This window comes from Amycolatopsis sp. NBC_01480, from assembly GCF_036227205.1.
Classification (GTDB): domain Bacteria; phylum Actinomycetota; class Actinomycetes; order Mycobacteriales; family Pseudonocardiaceae; genus Amycolatopsis.
In genome coordinates this window covers 4823532-4846625 of record NZ_CP109442.1, presented here as the reverse complement: position 1 = coordinate 4846625, position 23094 = coordinate 4823532, and the positions used below count along the sequence as shown (strand labels likewise).

Annotated in this window: 16 protein-coding genes, 1 tRNA gene and 2 pseudogenes; 7 read left to right on the top strand and 12 right to left on the bottom strand. The window is 66.4% G+C overall.

Annotated features, from left to right (window positions below; all coding sequences use genetic code 11):
* Positions 1-86 precede the first annotated feature (86 nt).
* The gene (locus OG371_RS23300) at positions 87-1109 is read left to right on the top strand and encodes a hypothetical protein (RefSeq protein WP_329072535.1); all 1023 of its coding nucleotides are present in this window, start codon (positions 87-89) and stop codon (positions 1107-1109) included.
* A 69-nt stretch (positions 1110-1178) separates the two neighbouring features.
* On the opposite strand, the gene OG371_RS23295 is transcribed toward OG371_RS23300, so the two are convergent.
* The 3 genes from OG371_RS23295 to istA all read right to left on the bottom strand — a co-directional run bounded on the left by OG371_RS23295 (position 1179) and on the right by istA (position 6068).
* Complete coding sequence (locus OG371_RS23295; RefSeq protein WP_329072532.1) at positions 1179-3449, bottom strand: helix-turn-helix transcriptional regulator; 2271 nt, start codon at positions 3447-3449, stop codon at positions 1179-1181.
* A 313-nt stretch (positions 3450-3762) separates the two neighbouring features.
* Positions 3763-4551: an IS21-like element helper ATPase IstB gene (gene istB, locus OG371_RS23290; RefSeq protein ID WP_442875988.1), complete on the bottom strand. Its 789-nt coding sequence runs from the start codon at positions 4549-4551 to the stop codon at positions 3763-3765.
* On the bottom strand, positions 4551-6068 hold the full coding sequence (gene istA / locus OG371_RS23285) for an IS21 family transposase (RefSeq protein ID WP_329057900.1): 1518 nt from the start codon (positions 6066-6068) through the stop codon (positions 4551-4553). The genes istB and istA overlap by 1 nt, the downstream gene beginning before the upstream one ends.
* Before the next feature lie 679 nt (positions 6069-6747).
* Between istA and OG371_RS23280 the strand changes: the two genes are divergently transcribed.
* Complete coding sequence (locus tag OG371_RS23280) at positions 6748-7644, top strand: pentapeptide repeat-containing protein (protein WP_329072530.1); 897 nt, start codon at positions 6748-6750, stop codon at positions 7642-7644.
* 270 nt (positions 7645-7914) lie between these two features.
* Positions 7915-8454 (top strand): annotated as a pseudogene (locus OG371_RS47450) (transposase family protein); the annotation flags it as partial.
* A gap of 168 nt (positions 8455-8622) precedes the next feature.
* Here OG371_RS47450 and OG371_RS23275 read toward each other — a convergent pair.
* The 3 genes from OG371_RS23275 to OG371_RS23265 all read right to left on the bottom strand — a co-directional run bounded on the left by OG371_RS23275 (position 8623) and on the right by OG371_RS23265 (position 9903).
* A complete protein-coding gene (locus tag OG371_RS23275) occupies positions 8623-9156 on the bottom strand; it encodes a hypothetical protein (RefSeq protein ID WP_329072528.1) in 534 nt (177 codons plus the stop codon).
* A 122-nt stretch (positions 9157-9278) separates the two neighbouring features.
* A complete protein-coding gene (locus OG371_RS23270) occupies positions 9279-9632 on the bottom strand; it encodes a hypothetical protein (protein ID WP_329072526.1) in 354 nt (117 codons plus the stop codon).
* On the bottom strand, positions 9619-9903 hold the full coding sequence (locus OG371_RS23265) for a hypothetical protein (RefSeq protein WP_329072524.1): 285 nt from the start codon (positions 9901-9903) through the stop codon (positions 9619-9621). The genes OG371_RS23270 and OG371_RS23265 overlap by 14 nt, the downstream gene beginning before the upstream one ends.
* 610 nt (positions 9904-10513) lie before the next feature.
* Between OG371_RS23265 and OG371_RS23260 the strand changes: the two genes are divergently transcribed.
* Entirely contained in the window at positions 10514-14275 is a 3762-nt protein-coding gene (locus tag OG371_RS23260; RefSeq protein ID WP_329072522.1) for an NACHT domain-containing protein, read from the top strand.
* A gap of 624 nt (positions 14276-14899) precedes the next feature.
* Here OG371_RS23260 and OG371_RS23255 read toward each other — a convergent pair.
* From OG371_RS23255 to OG371_RS47445, 3 genes and pseudogenes are all read right to left on the bottom strand, one after another.
* On the bottom strand, positions 14900-15790 hold the full coding sequence (locus OG371_RS23255; protein ID WP_329072520.1) for a pentapeptide repeat-containing protein: 891 nt from the start codon (positions 15788-15790) through the stop codon (positions 14900-14902).
* 365 nt (positions 15791-16155) lie between these two features.
* Positions 16156-16278, bottom strand: a complete 123-nt coding sequence (locus OG371_RS23250; protein ID WP_329072518.1) for a hypothetical protein — start codon at positions 16276-16278, stop codon at positions 16156-16158.
* 537 nt (positions 16279-16815) lie between these two features.
* Positions 16816-16996 (bottom strand): annotated as a pseudogene (locus OG371_RS47445) (IS66-like element ISFsp10 family transposase); the annotation flags it as partial.
* 229 nt (positions 16997-17225) lie between these two features.
* Between OG371_RS47445 and OG371_RS23240 the strand changes: the two are divergent.
* Positions 17226-17300, top strand: a tRNA-OTHER gene (locus tag OG371_RS23240).
* Between the two features lie 457 nt (positions 17301-17757).
* On the opposite strand, the gene OG371_RS23235 is transcribed toward OG371_RS23240, so the two are convergent.
* From OG371_RS23235 to OG371_RS23225, 3 genes are read right to left on the bottom strand one after another with little or no spacing between them, the layout of a single operon-like run.
* Entirely contained in the window at positions 17758-18555 is a 798-nt protein-coding gene (locus OG371_RS23235) for an SDR family NAD(P)-dependent oxidoreductase (RefSeq protein ID WP_329072516.1), read from the bottom strand.
* The gene (locus OG371_RS23230) at positions 18555-19439 is read right to left on the bottom strand and encodes an amidohydrolase family protein (protein WP_329072515.1); all 885 of its coding nucleotides are present in this window, start codon (positions 19437-19439) and stop codon (positions 18555-18557) included. The genes OG371_RS23235 and OG371_RS23230 overlap by 1 nt, the downstream gene beginning before the upstream one ends.
* Positions 19436-21103: a class I adenylate-forming enzyme family protein gene (locus OG371_RS23225; RefSeq protein WP_329072513.1), complete on the bottom strand. Its 1668-nt coding sequence runs from the start codon at positions 21101-21103 to the stop codon at positions 19436-19438. Before OG371_RS23225 ends, OG371_RS23230 begins: the two co-directional genes overlap by 4 nt.
* 176 nt (positions 21104-21279) lie before the next feature.
* Here OG371_RS23225 and OG371_RS23220 point away from each other — a divergent pair, with 176 nt between their 5' ends.
* Both OG371_RS23220 and OG371_RS23215 read left to right on the top strand, forming a co-directional pair.
* Complete coding sequence (locus tag OG371_RS23220; RefSeq protein WP_329072510.1) at positions 21280-21903, top strand: TetR/AcrR family transcriptional regulator; 624 nt, start codon at positions 21280-21282, stop codon at positions 21901-21903.
* Between the two features lie 170 nt (positions 21904-22073).
* Entirely contained in the window at positions 22074-23093 is a 1020-nt protein-coding gene (locus tag OG371_RS23215; RefSeq protein WP_329072508.1) for an NADP-dependent oxidoreductase, read from the top strand.
* Position 23094: the final 1 nt, after the last annotated feature.

Genomic DNA, 23094 nt, shown 5'->3' with positions numbered 1-23094 from the left:
GAGCGGCGCCCACCCCCTACGCTGCGGTGATGGGCACTTCCAGGTCCGGCGAGACCCCGTCTCCCCACCGGGACATGGGGTTGTGGATGGTGCTCGACGCCGACGCCAGGCTGTACGCCATCGCTGAGCGGCTGTATACGGGGCTGTCGTTGAACAATGCCGACAACATCGCGCGCAAACTCCTGCCACCCGCGGCAACCATCGTGCGGCAGACCCGGAGACCGTTGCGCGAGCGCCATCACTACGCCAACGAAGAGTTCGACATCGCGCTACGGCCGGTTCTCGGCGGCCGGGACGGGACACCGATCGCGATCCTCGCCTGCTACGCGCGGGCCGGCTCCGGCTTCACGCCGCCGCCGCTGGTGGCGGCGTGGGAGTGGCAGGAGCCGCCGCCCGGCAGCGGCGGGCCCTTTCGGCACTGGTGGAGTGAGCACGCTCCCGGGCTCTACGGCGTCGCCCCGCCACAGCCGGGCTGGACCGGCGGCCCCAGCGGCCGCGACCCGTTCCGCTTCATCAACGACATCCTCGTCGACGAGGGCCGCGTTCCCACGACCGCGATCATGCAGGAATTCCGGAACGCCGCCGTCGACCAGCCGATCATTCGTATCATGGAACAGCGCAACGCCGCGACCGGCGAGTATCAGGTCATCCGCGCCGTGGGCTGGAAGTCCGCCGACCGTCTGTACTGCGGGTTCTCGATGCGGGTGCGCGCCCAGGACCTGGAGCACGAGCTGCACTCGCCGCTGCGACGGCAGCTGACCGGGCTCTCGGCGATCATCACCGATCCCCTGATGGTCGTCGACACGACCTACGACGCCATCGTGATGACCAGCGACGACTACCTCGCGGCGGACCTTCACCTGCCCGAGGACCGCGCCCTCGCCGCGGTCGTCCGCGCCGAGAGCCTGGACGCGGTCCTCCGCCTGATTCACGATGCCGCGACACGGGCGGCGCATCGGGTCCCGCCGGTGCCGGCCGCCGTGAGACGACAGGACGGGAGCTGGTGGCACGCCCAAGTCCACGCGGTCGGTATCAGCGACAGCGCGAATCCGCACAGCAGGTTCATCCTCTGCCGCTTGGCCCCCGCCGAAGACCGGCACAGCGGCTAGCGCGCCGCCCGCTCGGTCATGCTGCGGACCGGGCCCAGTGCGGGGTTCCGTTCTGGCCCGGGCGCTGCCTCATGATGCGGCGTCGGCGTTGCCCAGCAATCCCAGGCTCGCGCGGAGGGCGGTGAGGCGCTCCCGGACGTCGAACGCGCGCGGGTCGTGCAGCGTGTCCAGGATCGAGGCGGCATCGCGATAGGCATCCACTGCCGCGACGGGCTCGTTGAGAGCGTGCAGCGCGCCGGCGCGGGCGACGAGCGTGTCCGCCTCGCCCCAGCGCTCGCGGCCGGTCCGGCGCAGCCGCAGTGCGCTGTCCAGGTGCGTCAGGGCGCGCCGGTGTGATCCCTGCGCGTGCAGCACCAGGCCGAGCTGGTGATGGGCCAGGCTCAGGACCGGATTCGACGCGACCTCCTGCGCGAGCGCAAGAGCATCGTGCGCGGTGGCCGGCGCCTGCGGGTCGCCGAGTTCCTGCTGGGTGCCGGCGAGCATGGCCCGCACGACCGCCGTGCCCAAGGTCAGGCCGGCACTGGTGAAAAGCGCGTCGGCACGCAGGTAGAGCGTGCGGGCGTCCTCGTGCTGTCCCAGGATGGTCTGCGCGGCGGCCAGCGCGACGGCGGTCCAGCCGGCGAGGCAGTCGTTGTCGAGCTGGTCGTGCAGCTGCAGCGCGCTGGTCAGCAGGATGGCGGCGTCGGCGGCGTGGCCGATCTCGTGCCGGACCCATCCCAGGCTGAGCACGCTGCATGCCGTGCCCAGGCGGCTTCCGGTGTGGCGGGCTGCGTTGTGCGCTTGCGCGGCTGCCGAGAGCCAGGTGCTCCAGTTCTTGGTCAGGTAGAAAAACGGCAGCAGGGTCGCCGGGAGCTGCCAGCTCAGCTCGGTGGTCGGGCCGCTGCGCGCGACCTGCAGGACCGCGGATGCCTCGGCTTCGAACCACGCCATCGCGCCGTCGTAGTCGCCGTCGGCGAAGCCCGCGACGGTGCTGTCAGCGGCGCCGGGGGGCAGCAGTCCGGGGCCGGCCCAGCCCGGCGCGAGCGCGTTGCTGGCCGATGCCGCGGTGGTCGCGTACCACTGCCGGAGCCGCTGCCATACCCGCTCCAGCTCGCGGGGGTGCTCATCCGCGGCGGCGCGCTCGTAGGCGTAGGCGCGCAGCAGGTGGTTCATGCGCATGCGGGTGCCAGCGGCGGGCTCGATGAGATGGGCCCGGCGCAGGACGTCAAGCGCCGCATGTGCCGCTACGGGTGGGATGTCGGCGAGTGCCGCGGTCGATGCGGCGCTGATGGGGCTGGCCGGGCTGGCGCCGAGCAGGCGGAAGACCCTCGCCGGCTGGGACGGGAGCGCGAGATAGGAGGCGTCGATGACGCCGTAGATGTTCACCGCGGGATCGGGCGAGGTGAACATCTCCAGGCGCTCGTGAGCGCTGCGCAGCTGGGCCGCGACCCGCTCGAGGCTGACACCCCGATGCGCGGCGTGCTCGGCCGCGATGAGCACCGCCATCGGAAGACGGCCGGCCCGCCGGACGATGCTTTCGGCCGCAGGCAGGTCGGCCGCAACCCGCGCCTCGCCCAGACGCTTGCGTAAGAGCCCGAGTGCCTCGTCCTTGGTCAACGGGGGCAGTTCCAGATGCAGACCACCGCTGCGCGCCAGGAGGTCCGTCTGGTGCTCGCGGCTGGTGACAAGGGCAACCGAGTTTCCCCCGGGAAGCAGGGGCCGGATCTGGTCGTAGTCCGCAGCGTTATCGAGGATGACGATCGCGGGCCGTTCGGCCAGATGCGAGCGGTAGTGCGCGGCACGCTCATCCACCGTGCCCGCGAACGCCTCTCCCCCGGCGCCGAGCGCACGCAGGAACCCGTTCACGATCTGCCCGGGGTCGGCAGGGGGGCCGGCGGCGAATCCATGCAGGTCGGCGAACAGGCACCCGCCGGGAAAGTCCGCCTGCGCTTGATGGGCCCAGCGCACGGCAAGCGCGGTCTTCCCGACCCAGAAGCCGCCTTCGATGACGGCCGTCCGCGGGGAATCCCGGTCGTGGCGCAGGGAGGCCAGCCCGTCCAGCGTACGCAGAAAGGATCCTCGCCCGATGAAATCGGGCACAGTCGACGGCAGCTGCGCCGGCCGGACCCAGTGATCCGGTCCGTCGTGTGCCTCGGCCGCGATGCGCACGAGCTCCCCCGCGGCACCGAGCGCCTCGTCCAGCTGCCGGACAACGTCCGGCAGCAAGGCCCGATGGCCATGCAGCAGCTTGGACACATAGCTGGCGCTGTAGCCGGTCCTCGCCGCAACCTCGCTGACATTGAGGTGGCGATTTCGGCGAATACGGTGAAACGCCGCAGAAAAGCTAGTGATTTCTCTCATCGGTTGCTCTCCCCGTGGCAACGCGACACGCTCCAGATCCCTACCTGAAGCTGATCACGTGGACGTGCATCGAATCGAGCGCCGAGCCATACCGCGTGGCGAGCACGTGGCAACGACACGTGGGTGCACAGTCAGAGGCAGCCTCGACTGAGGCCACCGCGCGCCCGTGTCGATCGTGCTTGCGTCAACGATGAACCGGGCTGTCAATGGCCAGTTTGTTCTCCCCGTAGGCGGCCGGATGTTCTCCCCAGTGGCGGCCAGCTGGATCTCCCCAACGGCGGCCAGATAATTCCCCGCCTGGTGGAGCTCGTGGTCAGTGCAGTGGTCTCACCCCCTGGCCGGAGGTGGCTTGCGCGAGCCGGAAGCTGTCACCTTGGGTGACGACGACGTGGGCGTGGTGCAGGAGCCGGTCGACCGTGGCGGTAGCCAGGGTCTTCGGCATGATCTCGTCGAACCCGGAGGGGTGCAGGTTGGAGCTGACGGCCAGCGCGCGTCGCTCGTAGGCAGCGTCGACCAGGCGGTAGAACCCTTCGGCGGCGTCGGGGCTGACCGGCAGCAGGCCGATGTCGTCGATGATGATCAGGTCGGTGCGGATCAGCCGGGCCAGGGCGCGGGTGATGGAGTCATCGACCCGGTGCCGGCGGACCAACGCGCCGAGGTCTTCGATGGTGAACCACGCGACGGTCAGCCCGGCCTCGATCGCGGCCTGCCCGAGCGCCTCACAAAAGTGTGACTTGCCGGTGCCGGACGGCCCGCAGATGCAGAGATTTTCCTTGTTCCGCACCCATTCCAGCGTCTTCAGGGAGTCCTGTGTGGGGCGAGCGATGGAGGAGGCTTGCTCGTCCCAGTCGCCGAAGGTCTTGCCCGCGGGGAACGCGGCGCGTTTGCGGCGGGTCCGCAGGTTCGCCGCGTCCCGCCCAGCGGCTTCCTCCGCGAGCAGCACCCGCACGACCTCCGCGGGGTCCCAGCGTTGCGCCTTCGCGGTCGGGATCAGGTCGGTCAACGCGCGCCGCAGGTGCGGCAGCTTCAGCCGTTTCGTCAAAGCGACAGCTTCGGCAAGTGGGTCGCCGGCGGAGCCGGCGACACGCAGTCCAGAGGTCATCACAGATCACTTTCAGAGTCATTGTCGCTGGCAGGAAGACCGAAGTTCGACCAGGCGGAGGTGCCCGGCTGCAGGCTGTGGTCCTCACTGGCCCGCGCCGGTTCGCCCGCGTCGCGGCCGGTGTGGTGGGTCAGGATGCGGATCAGGTCGTTCTCGGCGAACCGCCCGGCGATCGCCGCGATCCCGAGCGCCTGATCAACCTCCGCAGCCGGGTGCAGCTTGGCCAGGGTGACCGCTTCGGCCATTTTCGGGCGGATCCGGCGGACGCCTGCGGCCGCGGCCTCGGTCAGCCAGGCCGCCGCGCCGCTGCCCAGCGCGAGGAACGCGGCTTCCTCGGGCGAGGTGGCCCGCGGGATGCGATCGCCGTGGTGATCGGCGCGCGGCGGGTAGTGCTCGTCCTGGATCGACGGGTTTCCCGGTGTCGAGCGGGCGTGGCGGGCGACCTCGGCCGGGCCGTTCTCGTCGACCGCGGTGATGATCAGGTCGTCGCCGTGGAAGCGGACCCAGACCCGGGAGTCGACCAGCGGGTGCGGCACCGAATACCGCACCCCTTCGACCGAGACGGTGCCGTCCCAGTTGACGCGGCGGGTGGTGCCGAACGCGACGGTGAACGGCTTGCGGGTCAACGGATGCAGCCGCGTCCGTTCCTCCGCGAGTGCCTCGACGGGGCGGCGGTGGGTCTCGCGATGCGGCCGGTCGTTGACCTGCTCGCAGAACTCGCGGCAGGCGGCCTCCAGGTCGCCGAAGCTGTGATAGGCATCCAGCAGGTTGGTGTCGGTGGGGACCAGGTCCGCCTTCGCGATCCGCACCGTCGCCTCCGACCCGCCCTTGGTCTGCGGGTCCGCCGGAACACAGGTGCGGATCGTCATCCCGTAGTGGCGGCCGACCTCGACGATGTCGGGGTTGCGGACCGCGATCGAGGCGACGTGGTCCACCGACACCGTCTTTTCGTTGTCTGTCAACGCATACGTCGGAACACCACCAATCCGCCGCAGCGTGGTGTCCAGGCAGGCCACGATCGTCGGGAGGGTCTTGTCCATCACCGGGATCACCACCCGGAACCGTGACCAGGCCAGCCACGCGCACCACAGTTGCGTCTGCCGCCCACCGATTTTCGGGCCGTGGCCCCAATCCCACTGCAACCACAGGCCCGGCTCCACGACCCATGGCCGGAAGACCCGCCGCTGCCCGGCCCGCAGCCGCTGCTTGACCTGCGCGACAACGCGGCGGGTGGTGCGTTCACCGCCGGTGAAGCCCATCGCGGTGATCCGCCGATGCACCACGTCCGCGCGGACCTTGCCGTTCGACCGCACCACCAGCTCCTCGATCTTGGGCAGGTACTCGTCGATCGGGCGAAGCCGGTGCTCCCGCGCCACCGGCGCCTCGCCGGCCGCCCGCAGGGCCACATACCGCGCGACAGTGTGGTGGTCGCACCCGGCCAGTTCTGCCGCGGCGCGGTAACTCCCCGTGAGGTCATACGCCTCGAGGATCTCCATGATCTCCCTGCTGCTCTTCACGTCGCGCAGCCTCGCCGCACGACATCCCGGACTGTCTACCGGGGAGATATCTGGCCGTCCACGGGGAACCCGGTGGCCATCAGCGGGGCCTTATCTGGCCGCCTATGGGGAGTATTCACTGGCCGCTGACACCGGGCGCGATGTCGTGATTCGACGTCGCTGGGAGAAGACCACAACCGAAAAATGAACACTATTCATGACACTGTCCTTACCGGGTGACCGCGTCCTCAGCCAGCGAACCCGAAGTCACGCGGCCACCCTCCCCACGAGGCGGCGCGATCACCTGCCGTCATGGATACCTTGATCAACTTCCGCCTGACAACAGGTCGGCAGATGGTTACCTCGTATGGGCGACGAGATCCAGGTAGGACTACTCAAACACACTGGAAGGACTACTCAGGGTCAGCGCTCATGAAACTGCGGGATTGCAATGTGAGCACCGTAATAAGCATGCGAGCCGGCGCAGTCCGCGCTGCGGAGGGCCAGCCCGAACGACGAGCCGAGGGGAAAGACGTACCCCACGGTCGCCCGCCGCAGGTGAAATGCCGCAGCGCTGCGAGACCGTGCGCGGGTGGATCGCCAACGTTTCTGGAACCGGCTCCGGGCCTGCCATCGTAGGCAACGGCGGCCGTGCCCACCGGGCTGGACGTTCAGTGGGTTGACCGGGTCTGATGGATAGATGAAGAAATGGTGGGGTGCGTTGGGCGGTACCGCGACAGTGATAGGAGCTGCGGCCTGGGTGCTCACGCTGAGCTCCATCGGCAGCTCGGCGCTGTGGGCGACCGTGCTCTTCCTGCTCATCGTGGTCTTGGCCGGCGGGCTCGCTGTAGCCCGTGGCAGTGCGGGCGGGGAGAGTGCGATCGACGCCCTGCGGCGGGCCGAGCTATTTCGGTCTGCCGCCGGAGACCTCATCAGCCCCGACATGGCCACCCGATTGAGTGGCATTGGCGCGCTAGGCATGCTGCGGCGGGAGTCGCCAGAACATGCAAGGCCGGTCCGGGACCTCCTTCTGCACTGGGCCCGTTCTCGTACCTCGGACGGGAACCCGGCGGATCCGGAAGTGAGACGCGGGTCAACCGCTGACCTCGCGGCTGCGGTCAAGGAACTCGGCGCGCACGCGCCGGCGGGAGCCATCGACCTTTCTGATTGCGACCTGTCGCGATGTGATCTCGCGGCAGCCAGGCTTTCCGGCATCCTGCTGGCGAGGGCCACGCTGGATCACGCGGACCTACGCAAGGCATATATCGGCAACGGCGACCTCACCGGAGCGTCGTTGCGCGGGGCCGACCTGACCGATAGCCATCTGGCCCACGCCCGCCTGTCGGACGCCCGGATGCAACGAGCGGATCTCACGGGCGCGGACCTTCGCGACGCCGACCTTGCAGGAGCGGACCTTGCCGGTACGACGGTGACGAACGCTCAGTTTATCGGAGCCGATCTTCGTGGCACCGTGCTCGAGGACGTCGATCTCCGCGCCGCGAAAGGGCTGAGCCCAGGGCAGCTCCGACAGGCGCAGCTCAACCACGGCACCGTACTGCCCGCGACGATCTCATGGGGAGAGATCTCATCTCGCTGAGCTGTGGGCGATCCTGCTGGCCTGGCTGGCGAGTTCGTCGGACAGGGACTTGGTTGGGGATGTTGGCGCTCTCCGAATTTGGCTCTGGCGCGGGTTTCGTGGTCCGGTGACGGGCTGTGAGCGTGGTCGGTGATCATGTCGCCAGTGTCCTGTTGATCTTGAGTCGTTGTTGCCGCATTTGGGTGAGCTGGTCGTTGAGCGGGTGGAGGCTGCGGGCGACGGTGTAACGGTTTTCGCGCGGTCCGATGCGACGGGCGACCGTGCCGGGGGTGCGCGGCGTGGTCCGAGCGGGTGCACAGCCGCTACGTGCGACGCGTGTCTGACGCCCCGGTCGGCGGGCAGCCGGTGACGATCATGTTGGTTGTGCGTCGCTTCTACTGTCGCAAACGCCGACTGTGTGGCGGCAACGTTCGTGGAGCAGGTGGAGGGTCTGTCCGAACGGCACCGCCGCCGGTCGGTCCCGTTGCTCGCCACGTTGGCGCAGGTCGGCCTGGCTCTGGCCGGAAGTGCCGGGGCACGACTGGCCGCACACCTGGGTATCAAGGTGGACCGGACGACACTGTGGCCGCGAGAACGCACCACCTGGACCGCCGGCGCGATCCTCCTCGCCCACTCCGCCATCCAAGGATCGCTGCCAACCCTCAGCGTTTTCGGCGCAAAAGCCTGCACGCCAACGTAATCCAGGCTGAGCATCAGGCCACCGGGCTTCCAGGCAACCAGACAACGGACCGACACCGAGTCCAGCGGGCACGCAGGCCCGGCGAAGCGGCATTGGGCTCCGACATGGCGGCCACTGTGAGGTTCCCGTAAGTCACGCCGATCGAGGCCAAGGGTGTGGTGCCGACAGGATCTGCCCGATCTGACGCCGCTGCCGCGCATCGTGCACTCACCGGACGCGTATTTCACCCTGCACGGTCGCCGCCACTGCGATGCGGCGATATCCGAGCCGACAGGCGCGAAACCCCTCAGCTGACAGGGTCAACCGTTCGACGCGGTCGTGTAGGGCCGGCCGACGTTGGCTGCGATCGCTCCGTCAACGCCGTCGCGGAGCAGGTCCCAGCCGTTGAGGTGCTGCTCGAACAACAACTGGTTGATGTTGCCGCGCTGTTCCTGCTCCCGCAGGTACAGTTCAGTGAAGGGGATGCCGAGGTAGGCATGGCCGTCCGTGTTCCAGGTCGGGTCTTCCACGGTGCCGTCCGGGTGGGCGCACCAGGCGTGCGGCAGCCCGACGACGCCACTCGCGAGCGCGTAGCCCTCCACATACGCCAAACCGAACCGGGCGGCGTGCTGAGCCGCGTTGGCGAAACACAGCCCCTCGACGCCGAGGGGCCGGTCCGAAGGCATCGGCGCCGGCCGGAACCATCGTCCGTGGCTCAGGAGCAGGGCTTCCACGCTGTTGTGCCGCCACTCTGGCCGCGGTGGGTGAATGCCCGCCGCCTCCGTCACGTGCGTGGCCAGACGTGCCTGCGCCTGCAGCAGCGGGCTCGCCTCTGAGATGTTCACGCTGGCCATTATGCCCACCCTGCTCGGGGCCTGGACGGCTAGAGCACCCGCAGTGCGCCGACGAGATACCCTCCCCCACCGGCACGCCGACAGATCAGCCACGTTCTGCTTGGCAGCGAACGGTGAACTCGTCAGGCTGGCCCGGGTGTTGCCGCCCGTACTGTTGCCCAGCGGTCGGCGAGCTGTTGCGCAGCAGGCCCGATGAGCTCCGGGGCGAGCGTGTGCCAGTTGTAGCCGCGGACGCGCGGCAGCGCGCCGAGGGCGAAGTCCCGGTAGTAGGCCTCACCGTGCTCGGTGAGCACGAGCTCGTCATCGTCTTCTCCGAGCTCGGCGGCCGGGCGCTGACGCACCAGCCCGAGCGAAGCCGCGCGGGCCACGTACTCGCTGAATCCGAGCAGGGAGCCGAAGTACCGGGTCGAGTCTCCCTCAGCGGTGCCTTTCACGACGGCGACGACATGCAGCCAGGGGAAGTCAGTCACGCGCACGGCCCAGGATGGTGTCGGCAAGCCGCAGCGCGGCCAGCGCGGTGCCGTCTACCCGGTTGTTGATCTTCGCCTCGTCCCAGCCGCGGCCCTCATAGAGCACGAAGTGGTTCACCGCAGCGCTCAGAACGTCGGCGAGAGAGCCCACAGGCACATCCCGCAGCAGCGCCGTGTCCAGCGGCGACTGCATCGCCAGCTGCCCATTCACCCGCACCGTCGCCGCCGCCTCACGCAACCGCTCCGACGCCAGCCCCTCCGCCGCTGTCTCGCTCATCCGCTGCCTCCCCGTCTTGGGCCCGCCCGAGCCCCATGTGATCGGCCACCCGGCACCAGGCAGACGGACGCGACCGATCGCGACCCAGAGGTCGTGTCGCACTCGCGCCGCGCCACCCTACCGAAACCAGCCGACGAACTTCAGTAAGCAGCGATTGAAACAGACCGCGATCTTCGCCGAAGGTCGCTCTTGCGTAGTAGCCGTCGCGCGGCAAAAGCGTGGGCAACGGCGAGGTAAGCGAAGCGGACCAGCACGAGCCGCGATCATGCCGGATGGCAACCAGTCACACGCCGATACCCGCTGACCTGCACAGACATATTTCTCGGCACCTACAGGATGAGCGCATCGTGGACTTCGCCTGGTTGGCGGCGGACGGGCGACCGCCGTACTGATTGACGATCAGCGGCCGCCGCATCACGTAGCGTTTACCTACGGAGCTGATGACCTCGACGAGGACCTCGACCGACGAACCAGACTCGGCGACGTCGAGGCGTTCGGCGTGCTGGTCGAGCGCCGTTCCGACGGGTAGTCGAACATGGATTCGATCTGCAACTCGGCCATCGGCCGTACTCGGGCCAGGCGCCAACGGGGATTCGCTAGTCTGAAGCATGTGAGCGCTCAAGGAGACTCCCCCGAAGAGCAGTCCGAGGAAGAAGCTGCCGGACAGCCAGAATGGGCAAGGGTACTTGAAGATATCGAGTACAGCCACTTGTCGGGCGCCTCTGGCCGGTACCTGTACGAGCGCCTGGGTGAGAAGACTTTTCAGCGTCTCTGCAACGCACTCCTGGTACACAGGTTTCCCGGTGTCACCTGTATGCCGGTAGGACACAGCGACGGTGGGCGCGACGCCATGCGGTCCGATGACGACCGAGGTTTAATTGTCTACCAAGTCAAGTGGGCCGCGTCCCCGCCTCGCAACCCCGTTCGATGGCTGAACGAGGCAATCAACGGGGAACGCGCGAACATCGAACGGCTCGTCGCCGAAGGTGCGGAGTCCTACGTCCTGTTGACCAGCGTGGCCGGCACCGCGGTCCCTGGCAGGGGAACAATAGACAAACTACGCGAAGAGCTCAATCGCCACTCCGCCACACTCGGAGTCACCGTCGAGTGCTGGTGGCGCGCCAACCTCGACGCGATCATCGACGCAGCTCCTGACGCTCTGAAATGGTCTTACGGGGACATGCTCGCCGGATGGGATCTTATTCGCTACCTTAACCGATCCGGCACGCTGGCAGAACAGGACCACGTTTTACGCGATCTTGTTCGTCAAATTGTTGCGACACAGTGGGAGGAGGACTCCAAGGTCAAGTTCAAGCAAGTCGACCTCGCATCCTCCGCGCTGAGCGACTTGTTCGTCGACGTCGAGGCTACCCGATTTAACAGTCCCGGCAGTGGGCACAAAGACTCCGCTCACCGCGGAGCATTAGCACTGGGCGGCGCCGCGGCGTACCTCCTCAAGGCGGACTATTTGCATACTGCAGTACTCGGGGCGCCAGGACAGGGCAAATCGACACTCGGGCAGTATCTCTGCCAGATTCACCGCGCCATCTTCCTCGACAACGAGTCCCTTTTCCCGACCCCGCCCGGCGTGCAGACACCGACCACACCGCGACTACCGCTACGAGTAGACCTCCGAGACTACGCATTGTGGCTCTCAGGAGGGGACCCATTCGCAGCCGCCGCGCCGCGCAACCCCCCGCACTCTGAGCACGTTGACGACCCGTCTCTTGAGTCGTTCCTCGTTCGACTGGCCCAGGCAAAGAGTGGCGCGACACCGGTCACCGGCAAGACACTGCAGCGCATCTTTGCCAGGTTCCCGCTGCTGTTGGTCCTCGACGGCCTGGACGAGGTCGCCGAGGCTGCCGAGCGGCGACTGGTCGTCGCTCAGATCGGTGAGTTTTGCGCCCGCGCCCGCGCAGGAGATCAACGAGCACAGGTCGTAGTCACCATGCGTCCGAACGCCGGCGAATTCGCCGAGCCCTCGTCCGACTGGTTTGAGACCATCAGCCTTCAACCGCTGAGTCATGGGTTGCGCAGCGCGTATCTTGACCTGTGGAGCCGAGCTCAAGGTCTAGCAGAAAAAGACCGCGAGTCGTTACGCCAGATTTTCGACACGCACTCTGTCGAACCCCACGTCGCTAGTCTGGCCGAGAACCCTATGCAGCTGACGATCCTACTTTTTCTCATCCTCAAACGCGGCGAATCCATTCCGCGCGCCCGTACCGAGCTGTACTCCTCTTACATGCAGACGTTCCTGGACAGAGAAGCAGAGAAAAGCGCAGCGGTGCACCGGCATCGATCGGACCTAGAAGAGGTCACTGCCCACCTTGGCTGGCTACTACAGGAGCAAAGCGAGTCTGGCGAAGTGCACGGCCGACTCACTGTCGCTGCCGTAAAGAAATCTATCTTGCTTTACCTCCACGATGTCGGAAAAGACGTGACGCTAGTTGACGATCTCTTTACAGCTGTGACTGATCGAGTCTGGGCTCTGTCCAGTAAGCAGCAAGGTACCTTTCAGTTCGATATCCAGCCACTCCAGGAATACTTCGCCGCCAAACATCTATACGATGTCGCCGGCGCCGGGAGTCGCGACTTCGACAAAACTCGCATCTTTCGTCAGCTCGTGCGACGGCCCTACTGGATGAACAATTGTCGATTTTACGCTGGCTTCGCGACAGTCAGCGAACTGATCACGCTTGCCGACGTTCTAAAGGAGGAATTCGAGGTCGACCATCGCCCAGCACACCTCCGGCTCGTCACGTGGACGTTGTTGGCTGACGGAGTATTCAGCCGAAGGCCACGGACACAAAATGAGGTAGCTGAACTGCTTACGTCTGACGTTAGCGCGGCCATCTTGACGAACTTCCACCGCGGCTCAAACCAGCTACCTCAGTTGAGCAGCGATCATGGTGGCGCATATCTGCTTGACCGGTTTCGCACGTTGATCTCGGACCGGCCCGCAGTCGAATTGAACGTCGTACGCGCCTCTCTTATGCGACGAATGAACGAGATCGAGAGTTCATTCATACCTTGGTGGCAAGAGCAGATGCGTTCGGCTGCGGGAGGCTATGCCGAGGCTGCGTGGCTACACCTCACAACAGTCAGCCCTGATATTCCTCAGACAGTCTGGCATGAAGACATTCTCTCGCGTCTGACCTTGACTGCCCCTGCCGCCGCAAGCTACCTGCTGGCGACGAGCGCTCCGATTCACGAAAACTCTCCCTCCGAGATAATTTTGACCAATCAAGTGCTAAACGGGCATTGCACGATTGTTCCCAAGGAATTTGCAGGCTTCCCACGCCAGCTGTTGCGAGTGTTTGATCCCCGCGGTTTTGTCGCGTCCGCTCAGAATATAATGAATCTTCATCGAGGAGAGATTGCTCGCGGAACAGATCTGTCGTCGCCGCGTCGATCAAGCGTTCTGACTGATCTGGAGAACCTGGTCGCACGTGACGAGAGGTTCAGCGAAACGGCTATTGCGATGCTCTTCGGGAAGGGGCAGCAGAACACAACTGCTCCGTGGGCTAACTCCGCACGCTCTCTCGCAGCGATTTATGGACCGTGCTGGCTAGCCGCGGAGATCACGGTAATTGGCGCAGCAAGCAATCCCGACGCCCTGAAGACCAGTGCTGACATCACTCCAGGCTCGAGTTCCCTAGGGCCGGCTACAGACTACGGCCGATTGCTGACCGCAATTCGGGCGAATTCCAATGAAGGCGCTTGGTGGCTTGAACAATTTTATCACCACCCGGACCCGCTCTCGCGCTGCACGTGGAGCCTCGCTCTGGTTGCCGCAGCCGCACCGGCTGTGGTCCAGCTCTGCCCCGACCTGCTCCAGACCGCCGTCACTGACGTGCCGCCCGAGCGCCTACGGGCGCTTCTGGTCTCATCAAGCAACCTCGGCATGGCTCAAATCTGTCGCCCCCTGGACTTGACTTCGTTCCGTGACGTGGGCCGCTATAGTCCCGATGTGCTCCTTCTTCTCAGCCACTACGTGACTAACACCGTCGCATACGATCCGTTGCAGCCCCTACAGACCGAAAGTCTCACAGCGATGGCATCGCGGGGACAGGCTGGCTGGACCGCGGGTTGCGCTCTCATGGCACGTCTCCTTCGTACGCCGAGTGAGCATTCCGTCAAAGCGCTACAAGACTGCCCTTCCTCAGCTATCCCACACTTCCAGGGAGCCGGCTTCGAGATCCCAATCGATCACGCTCGCAGAATCTTTAGCGAACCGGATCGATTCCCGCCGCGAGCGGTTACCTTGGCTGAAAGATGCTTGCATCGTCCGTTCAGGAGGGGCCGATGTTCACTGCCGCCTCAGAGGAGGGTTGGTTTGAGGAGTAGGTGCAGAAGCGTCGCGCATGCCTGAGACCGTCGCGCACCACGTTCAGAGCGTGGTGGGGCTGGAGCACCGTACCGACGGCGGCAAAATGGGGTGACGCGAAGTGCCCCAGCAGCGTCCCTCAAACAGGTGGATCCCCAAAGGTGCTTTGAGCAGAGCCTTCCACCGCCACCAGTGTGGTCCGACGGCGCACCTGAGACGACATCGAGGCCATTCGCCTCGGTTCACCAACATCTTGCTTCCTTCAACACCGTTGACCGGAGTTAGCAGCGACCACGTCCTGCCGCTCATTCCGTGGGCGCCATACAGACCGACCACGAACCTCCCCAAGAGCGCGGCGCCGTGAACATGCCCCGCCGAGGCTTTCCGAGACACCAACTCCGACGAGACGGCCGCTGGGACGGATCAACACCCATATGCACCAGCAGCCACGGCGGAGCGGTTGACAGTCGAGGAGGCCCGACTCCGCCGCAAAGCCTGGCAGCTCCTGTGTCCATCCCGTTGTCGGACTTGGCCCTTGCGCGGTTGCTCCGCGTCTGATGGGGGCGGTGGTCCGCACGGGCGCTGTTCTGGGCGGCAAACGGCCATGGCCGACCTGTCGACGCCGGCCAAGACCGTTGCTGGCCCGATCTCACCTGGACCGTTGCCCTCTTACTTGCGATGGTTCTTTTCGCTCGGAGGCCCATATCCAGCAAGTGTCCCGACCGTGTGTTTGAAGCTGGGCTCGTTCGAGAACTCTGTCAGGTTGAACCCCGCGCCGTTGTGAAACACGGCCCGGTCGAACCGGGCTCTACCGGTGAATCGAGCCCGGAAGAAGTCCGCCACTCCGGCGAACGTCGCATCAGCAAAGTCAGTCTCGAAGTGGAAGGTGGCGGTCCAGAACAGCGCCTGACCGACGCTGCATTTGCTTAAGTCGAAGTCGACCAGCGTTGCATGGGTAAGGTCAAGATTGATGCCTGGCCAGTAGGTGTCAGCCGGCCGTTCCAAATCGGGGCCAGGCCGCAGGTGGCGCGCGAGGACACGCTGCGCGGTCAGCCGCACTTCCATTTCCTCGTGTTGCTGGACCAAGGTCGCCGAACTGGGCTGTGCGACGGACGCCGTCGGCCCGCCGGCCTTCCTCTTGGTGTGCGCGGGCCGCGTGCGCCCCAGGCGGCGCGTCCCGTCGAATGCCGGCGGAGAGAACGGCGCACGAAGGTACGCGCACAACACGTCGATTGCTGTCTGCCGTTGACTGGGATTGTCTTGGGCCACGCGCTCCAACGCATAGATACCGCCATGGCGAATCATTGCTCGATCAGAACCGAGCTGTTCGACGGCCTTGACGTACAGGTCGGTGAGACGCCGCTCCGTGGCGTCATGCTCCGTCGACCACTGCCGACGGCCACTGAGGACCAGCGCAACAACGCCACCGGCGCCTGCTCCGACCGTGAGTCCGGTCTTGATCAGCTCGATCCGGTCCTTCGGGTCGCCGCTGCTGACGAATGTCAGCAGCACCGTCATAGCGACCGCGGCGATCACTGCGACCGGGACCACGATCACCATAATCGCCCACCACCACGTGCCCCCGCGTCGGCGCCAGTGCCGTCCTAGACCTGCTCGTGCCTGCTTCATCAGCTTCATACCGACTACGTCGTCCGGGTTGGCGGTCCGCTACGCGGCACCACCAAACAGCCGAGTCGCCCGTAGCCTCAACTGCAGAGACAACCCGGATCATCCGCACCCACCAGCTCGACGGAGCCCGCAACGCCCGAGCCCTTGCGATCGATTCCCGGGACAGCGGGCAACGCAAGTCCCGCGTTGGAGTGTCGGCAGGCCCCCGACCTGTCGACACTCTTTTCCGTCCAGATGCCCGCCAGACGAACGGGCGCTGCGCCGGCTGGAACGTGTGGTCGGTGCGACAAGTCGGGTCACGTGGCGTTGCCCGCGAAGTACCGCGGGCGGTGCGCCTCCTTCTCCCGGGGTGTCCACGCGGTCAGCGGAGGGGCGCCCTCGTCGGCGATCACCGCCGGCGAGGCGGAGGAAGTCGCCACGGGCACCGCGACCGGCCCGGCCCGTGCCGCCGAGCAGCAGGTCTGCGAAGGTGATGGCGCCCCAGCTCGCGGTGACACCGTGGCGCGCCAGGTACACGCCGACCGACCGGATCTCGTGCCGATCGTGGGTGTCGAGCCCCATAAGGGCGAGCAACGTCCACAGCCACCGAGACATCGCGGCGCAGTCGAGCTGTGCAACGGCTCTTACCTCGATCAGCGTGGAGGCGACCAACAGGTCGGCCTCGGCCCAGTGCGGCACGATCACCGGACAGGCGACACCGAGAAGACCGGAGCCGCGTGACGGCCCGCCAGACAGAACACCGCGCTACTCCCGCAAGGTATCGCTGATATGCACAAGGCGCACCAGGCCGACCAGATCGGCGAGCGCGGCCTCGGGCACGCAGCGCCGGAGGCCCTCGGAGCGAAGCCGAGCTGATTCATCACCGCGTCCGCGTCCGCCGGGAACCGGGCGCGCGAACCGGTCTCCCACGCGGCCAAGATCCAGCAGGACCGCGCAAAGACCGGTCTCAGCACCGGGCCTGGTGGCGGCGTGCACTCCGCCGACGGCGGCCAGGGGAGCAGTCGTGAAGAGCTCTCGGAGGGCGTCGAGTTTATCGTGGCCCCATTTGGTGGCAGTGTCCAGATAGGACTGGATGACGGCGAAGTCGATGAGGCCCTGCAGGGTGCGCCAGGCACCGCCGGAGGTCTTGTTCGACATCACTCGACACCATCCGACAGAGAGGGCAGCGAACTCTTAACCGGCGGGTTCGGGGTCCACGGCCCGATCGCGCACCGGCGCCGGCTTCAGCCTGGATCCGGTCCGACGATGGCGCCCACCATGTGCTCCTGGAGCAAATCTGGAGCACAGCGTCGATCACAACGACGCCCAACGCCGTCGAATCACAGCCAACGGCAATCAACTGCACCAGCCGACCAGCAGGTTCTCCATAAGCCCAGGTCAGAAGCCCGCGCGCACCTCACTGGCAGTGAGGGGGTCAGGGGTTCGAGTCCCCTTAGCTCCACTCGCTCATGAGCGAGGAATGTCCGCAGAAAACGCGGACATTCCTCGCTCGTAGTGTTTTCTGGGGGTGCAACCCCCAGACCCCGCCCGGAGGGCTTCGCCCCCGGACCCCCAACCGTGGTCGCGTTGGGTGGAGCGGGATTCGAGTAAGCACCCGCAAGGTCCACGTCGCTCGGGGCGAGTTGTGTTGGCGGAAAGCGCCAACCGGATCGCCCCGTTGTTTTATCTGGGGGTGCAACCCCCAGACCCCGCCCGGTGGGCTTCGCCCCCGGACGCCCGACGTGGTTGCGTTGGGTGGGGCGGGTTCCAGTAAGCACACCTGAGGTCCGATGGATACCGCATTGGTGTCAGACAGGCGTGCCGCGCGGCGAACAGGACGGCAAGAGCGGTATAAGCCGCGAGGTTTCCGGGGAGCCCCGGGGAGAAATTTCCTGGCGCCCCGAGCCTCGGTCTCGAACTCAGCCCGAGGTGCTCGGCGACCCGAAGCCTGCTCCGACGAGGGACCCGCCGTCCACCGGCGTCACCGACCCCGTGATGAATCTCGAGTTCGGTGACACGAGCGTCGCAGCGACGTTCGCCAGCTCGCGAGGATTTCCGATGCGCCCCAGCGGCACCCTGGCACCAAGCCGATCCTTCGAGAGTTCCGGTTGCCGGTCGATCATCTTGTCGACGAGTTGTGTGTCGAAGAGCCCAGCGGTCAAGGTATTGACGCTGATGTCATGCCTTCCGACCTCGAGGGCCAGCGTCTGGGCGTATCCGATCACCGCCGACCACACGGCCACCGGGGCTGCCATGCCGAGGGCCGGTCGTTGGGCGACCGCGGAGACGATGTTGAGGATGCTGCCGCCTTCGCTCGTCATGTACGGCAGCGTGGCTCGCACGGACCTCACCACGTAGTAGAAGTGCCGCTCGAAAGCCGTCGCCCAGACGTCGTCGGTCAGCTCCGCGATCGGGAGAACGGGCGGCCCGCCGTCGTTGGTGACGAGGACGTGCACGGCTTGCCCGAACCGATCGACCGTCGAAGCCGTGACCTGGTCGATGTCGTCCGCCTTCGAGCAGTCGGCGGCCAGCCCGAGGACCTTGCCCTCTCCGTGTCTGCGAGAAAGCTCTTCAACGGCCGCGGCGGCCTTCTCCGCGCGGCGCCCGAAAATCGTCACGAAGGCACCTTCGCTCAGCAATCGGTCGGCGATTGCGAAGCCCAGTCCGTCGGTTCCGCCGCCGACGATGGCTACCTTACCTGCCAGCCCAAGGTCCATCAGCCTGCTCCGATCGAGGTCAGGAACGTTTCGGCGTTACCGTGGAAGACGTCGTCGAGGACCTCCGGCGAGAAGCCCTGCTCCTGCCACTCGTTCACCAGCCGCTCATGGCCGAGCATCGGGTAGTCGGCGGCGAAGAACACCTTCTTGCGGAGCCTTCGGCCGATCTCGCGCTTGAGCTCCTCGGGAAAATAGCGCGGAGCCCAGCCGTGCAACTCCATCCAGACGTTGGCCTTGTGCAGAGCGATCGCGATCATCTCCGGCTGCCAGGGCCAGGCCACCCGTGCCGCGATCACGTTGAGGTCCGGATAGCGGGCGGCGATCCGGTCGACGTAGCGGGGGTGGCAGGTCTCGAGCTCGAGGCCGAAGCCACCGCGGGTTCCGGCGCCGTTCGCCGACATGCCCACGAGCATCAGCACGGGACGGTTGGCCTCGATGCACAGATTCAGGCACTTTTCCCAGGCCGGCTGGTCCGGTGTGCCCGCCCCGGAGAACGGGTGGAGTCCCATCCCGACCAGGCCCGGCCCCTCGGTGAGGCAGCGCTCGAGCTCCTGGACATGATCCGGCCGGGTCGGATCGATGCTGATCCAGTTGCCGAGCACCACGTCGGGGTATCTGCGGGCGTAGTCGAACGCGTAGTCATGCTGGTCCCGCATCGCACCGGCATCCATCTTGTACGTGTAGGCGAGGTCGAGCATCACCCTGGTGTTGGCCTGGCGGAACCGGGCCGCTTGCTCCTCCTCGCTGACGAAGGCCATGTCCCACTTGAAATAGCCGCGCATCGCCTCCCGGGCCTCGGAAGTCTCGAACGGACTGCCCTTCCAGCCTTGCTCGGTCCCCCAGTGGGAGTGAAAGTCGATCAGCCGGGGCCGCGGTGTGGTCATCGTGCGGCGCCTTCGGACGCGGCCGACCGTCGCGCCTCGACGTCGTTCGCGAGGTCGTGCTTGAGGACTTTGCCGGTAGGCCCGAGGGGGAAGGACTCGAACAGTTCGAGGTGCTGGGGAAGCTTGTACTTGGCGACGTCGTCCTTCATGAAGGCGATGAGGTCCTGCAGGGTGGGTGCTGCGCCGGCCCGGGGAACGACGCAGGCGCAGGCGTTCTCACCGAAGTAGTCGTCGTGGATGCCGACGACCGCGACGTCGGCGACGTCGGGGTGCCCGACGAGGATTTCTTCGAGCTCGCGGGGCCAGATGTTGGCGCCGCCGTGGATGATCATGTCCTTGGAACGGCCGGAGATCGTCAGCCTGCCTGCCGGGTCGAAGAAACCGCGGTCCCCGGACCGGAACCAGCCGTCCGTCGTCCAGCTCTCGCTGGTTTTGGCCGGGTTGCGGTAGTAGCCGACCGAGACGGTCGGGCCGGTGTTCACGATCTCGCCCTCGACGCCCACCGGTACTTCCCGGTCATCGGAATCGAGGATGCGTACCCGCATGAACGGATACGGCCGGCCGACCGTGCCGACCCACTCCTGGTAGGGCTCGCCCGGATCGGTCCACGAGGTCACGCCGGTCTCCAGCATGCCGTACAGGTCGATGACCGGGCAGCCGAGCCGCTCGTTGGCCTCGCTGAGCACCTTCACGGGCGTCGACGACCCGCCGGTCTGCACGACGCGCAGGCAGGACAGGTCCCGGCCGTCGAGGCTGTCGTCCGTGAGGATGGCGAGGAGGGCGGAGGGTGCGGCCAGGAACGTCGTCACCTGGTGGCGTTCCACCAGGTCCAGCAACGCAGCCGAGGAGAACTTCTCCATCAGCACTCCCCGGGCCCCGGCATTGGCCACCTGAACGACGGCGCCGAACCCAGCGTTCAGGCCTACCGGCAGGAGCACCAGGACGGTGGCATCGCCGTCGACGCCCCGCGCCTCGTTCTCGCGTCGAGTCATCGTGAGCGTGGTGTTGGCGGTGTGCATCACGGCCTTGGGCTCGCCCGTCGTTCCCGAGGTGAACGCGATCCGCATGACGTCGTTGGCGTCGCCGGGCCGGTCCGGGGCGGGATCTCCGGGGTTCAGGTCGCGACGGAGCCGGCCGAGCGTGACCCAGGCGTCCCGGTCGAGCGCGACCTCGGAACCGGGCGTGGCGACGGCGATCGTGTTGGCCAGGCGTGGCAGCCTGCCCCGGATGCTGTCGATCATCTCGGTGTGGTCGAAGCCCCGGAACGTGTGGGGCACCACGATGGTGTGCGCTCCGGAGAATTCCAGGATGAACTCGATCTCCCGGGCCCGGTAGTCCGGCGGGAACTGGCAGAACACCGCGCCCAGGCGCGCCACGGCGGCCAGTACGAACACGAACTCGAGACGGTTCGGCAGCTGCACCGCGACGACATCCCCGCGCCGGACGCCGCGACGGGCCAGACCCGATGCCACCTCGCCACTGATCTGCCACAACTCGCCCCACGTGACCTGCGAGTGGTCATCGACGTACGCGACCTTGCCGGGAGAGTCCAAGGCGTTGCGCCGGAACACATCGGCGAGGGTTTCGTCCGACCAGTAGCCCGCAGCCGTGTACTTCTCGATCAGCTCCGGCGTGAGAAGCGTGTCCTCTCGGCTGATGGCCATGGCAATCCCTCCGGCGGCACTTACTGACATGTCTGTCATTAACTGTGGACGACTATGCCGAGGCGTCACGCAGGTGTCAAGACCGGTGCTCTTGGCCGCTGCGGGCGCTTCTGAAGCGTCAGGACCCATGTCGCAGTGAGTGCGGACCGGCGCGGGAACCGCACTACGCTCGTCCCGTGGCCACGCAGAAAGAGCGCAACGCCGAGACGCGGCGACGGCTGCTGTCCGCGGCCCGTGAGGTGTTCGCGGAGAAGGGCTATCCCCACGCCGGCGTCGCCGACATCGTGAAACGCGCCGGCCGCGCGCATGGTTCGTTCTACCTGCACTTCGCCAATAAAGAAGCGGTGTTGCAAGCCCTGCTCGAGGACGCGATGGCCCGGTGGTCACTCGAGTCGAGAACCTTGTGGTTATGGGACGAGCCCGGGGCAGATGTGCGAGTGGCCGTCCGCAGGTTCATCGAGGCATACGGCGAAGACCGAGATCTTTGGCTGCTCCTCGACCAGCGCAGCAGCCTGGAACCGAGCTTCAAGAAGCTGAGCGACGAATGGTTCCGCCGGCTCGTGACGAGCATCAGGCACGGCATGGCTTCCGCCGGAACCCCGGCGTTGCCGCCTGGTCTCGATCCTGAGGTTCTCGCGCAGATCCTCGCGGCCATGCTCTCCGACAGCACTCGCGCCTTCCATCAGGAAAACCGCAGCTGGACGCTGGACGAGATGGCCGAGGAGATCGCCACGAGCTGGTCGCTCACGCTCGGATACGACACTGCGGCAACACCTGGGAACGACGCGACACCGCGTTAGTGGCGCTGGTTCCGGCGATCGATGCCGGCGACAGTCCCGCGCGCGGACGATGGCGGCGTTGACCGGCCTGTCGCGCCGTCGCTATACTGACATGCGTGTCATTAAGTCGTCCCGGCTTGCCGGTCGACGGTGGCCACTCGTTCCCACTCTGACTCCACAAAGGACTGACGATGTCCCTGACGACACGTGAGTGGCATTTCGCGCGACGACCGGCCGGACTCCCTGCACCCGAGACGTACCGGCTGGTCGAGCGTGAGCTCCCGGCCCTGCGGCCAGGCCAGTGCCTGGTGCGGAACCTCGTCCTCTCGGTCGACCCTTACATGCGGTCGCGAATGGATGACGTGCCGTCCTATGTCCCTCCTTTCCAGCTCGGCGAGGCCCTGACCGGTGGCGCCGTCGGTGAGGTCATCGAGACGCGGAGCGACGAGGTCCCCCTGGGATCTTGGCTCGTGCATCAAGCCGGGTGGCGAGAGCACGCGGTCGTCGACGCCGCGGCGGGTCGCGTGGTCGACAAGGGGCGGTATCCGAGCTCCTACCACCTCGGCGTCCTCGGGGGGCCCGGTTTCGCGGCCTTCGCTGGGCTTTTCCGCAGCGCGGGCTTCCAGCCCGGGGACTCGGTCTTCGTGTCCGGCGCGGCCGGTGCCGTGGGCAGCATGGTGGGACAGTTCGCCTCGCTGGCCGGCGCCACGCGGGTCGTCGGGAGCGCAGGGAGTGCCGAAAAGGTGAGGTACCTCGTCGACGAGCTGGGATATGACGCGGCGTTCAACTACAAGGACGGTCCCGTTCTGGATCAGCTGCGGAGCGCGTTCCCCGATGGATTCGACGTCTTCTTCGACAACGTGGGCTCCGATCACCTGGCCGCGGCCGTCGAGGTGCTCAATGAATCCGGGCGGGTGGCGATGTGCGGAACCATCTCGACCTACAATTCGGCCGAACACGACGCGGTGCCGGTAAATGCTTTCAAAATCGTGGCCAAGCGGCTCCGCCTGCAGGGATTCATCGCGTTCGACCACGAGGACCTTCGGGAGGAATTCGGCGCTCAGGTGGAATCGTGGCTGGAGACCGGCCGATTGACTTATCGGGAGACCGCTAGCCAAGGAATCGAGGCCGTTCCCGAAGCGCTGGCGGGCATGCTCACCGGCGCGAACATCGGAAAGGCGATCATCCGGTTGGCGGATGACCCGCTATGAT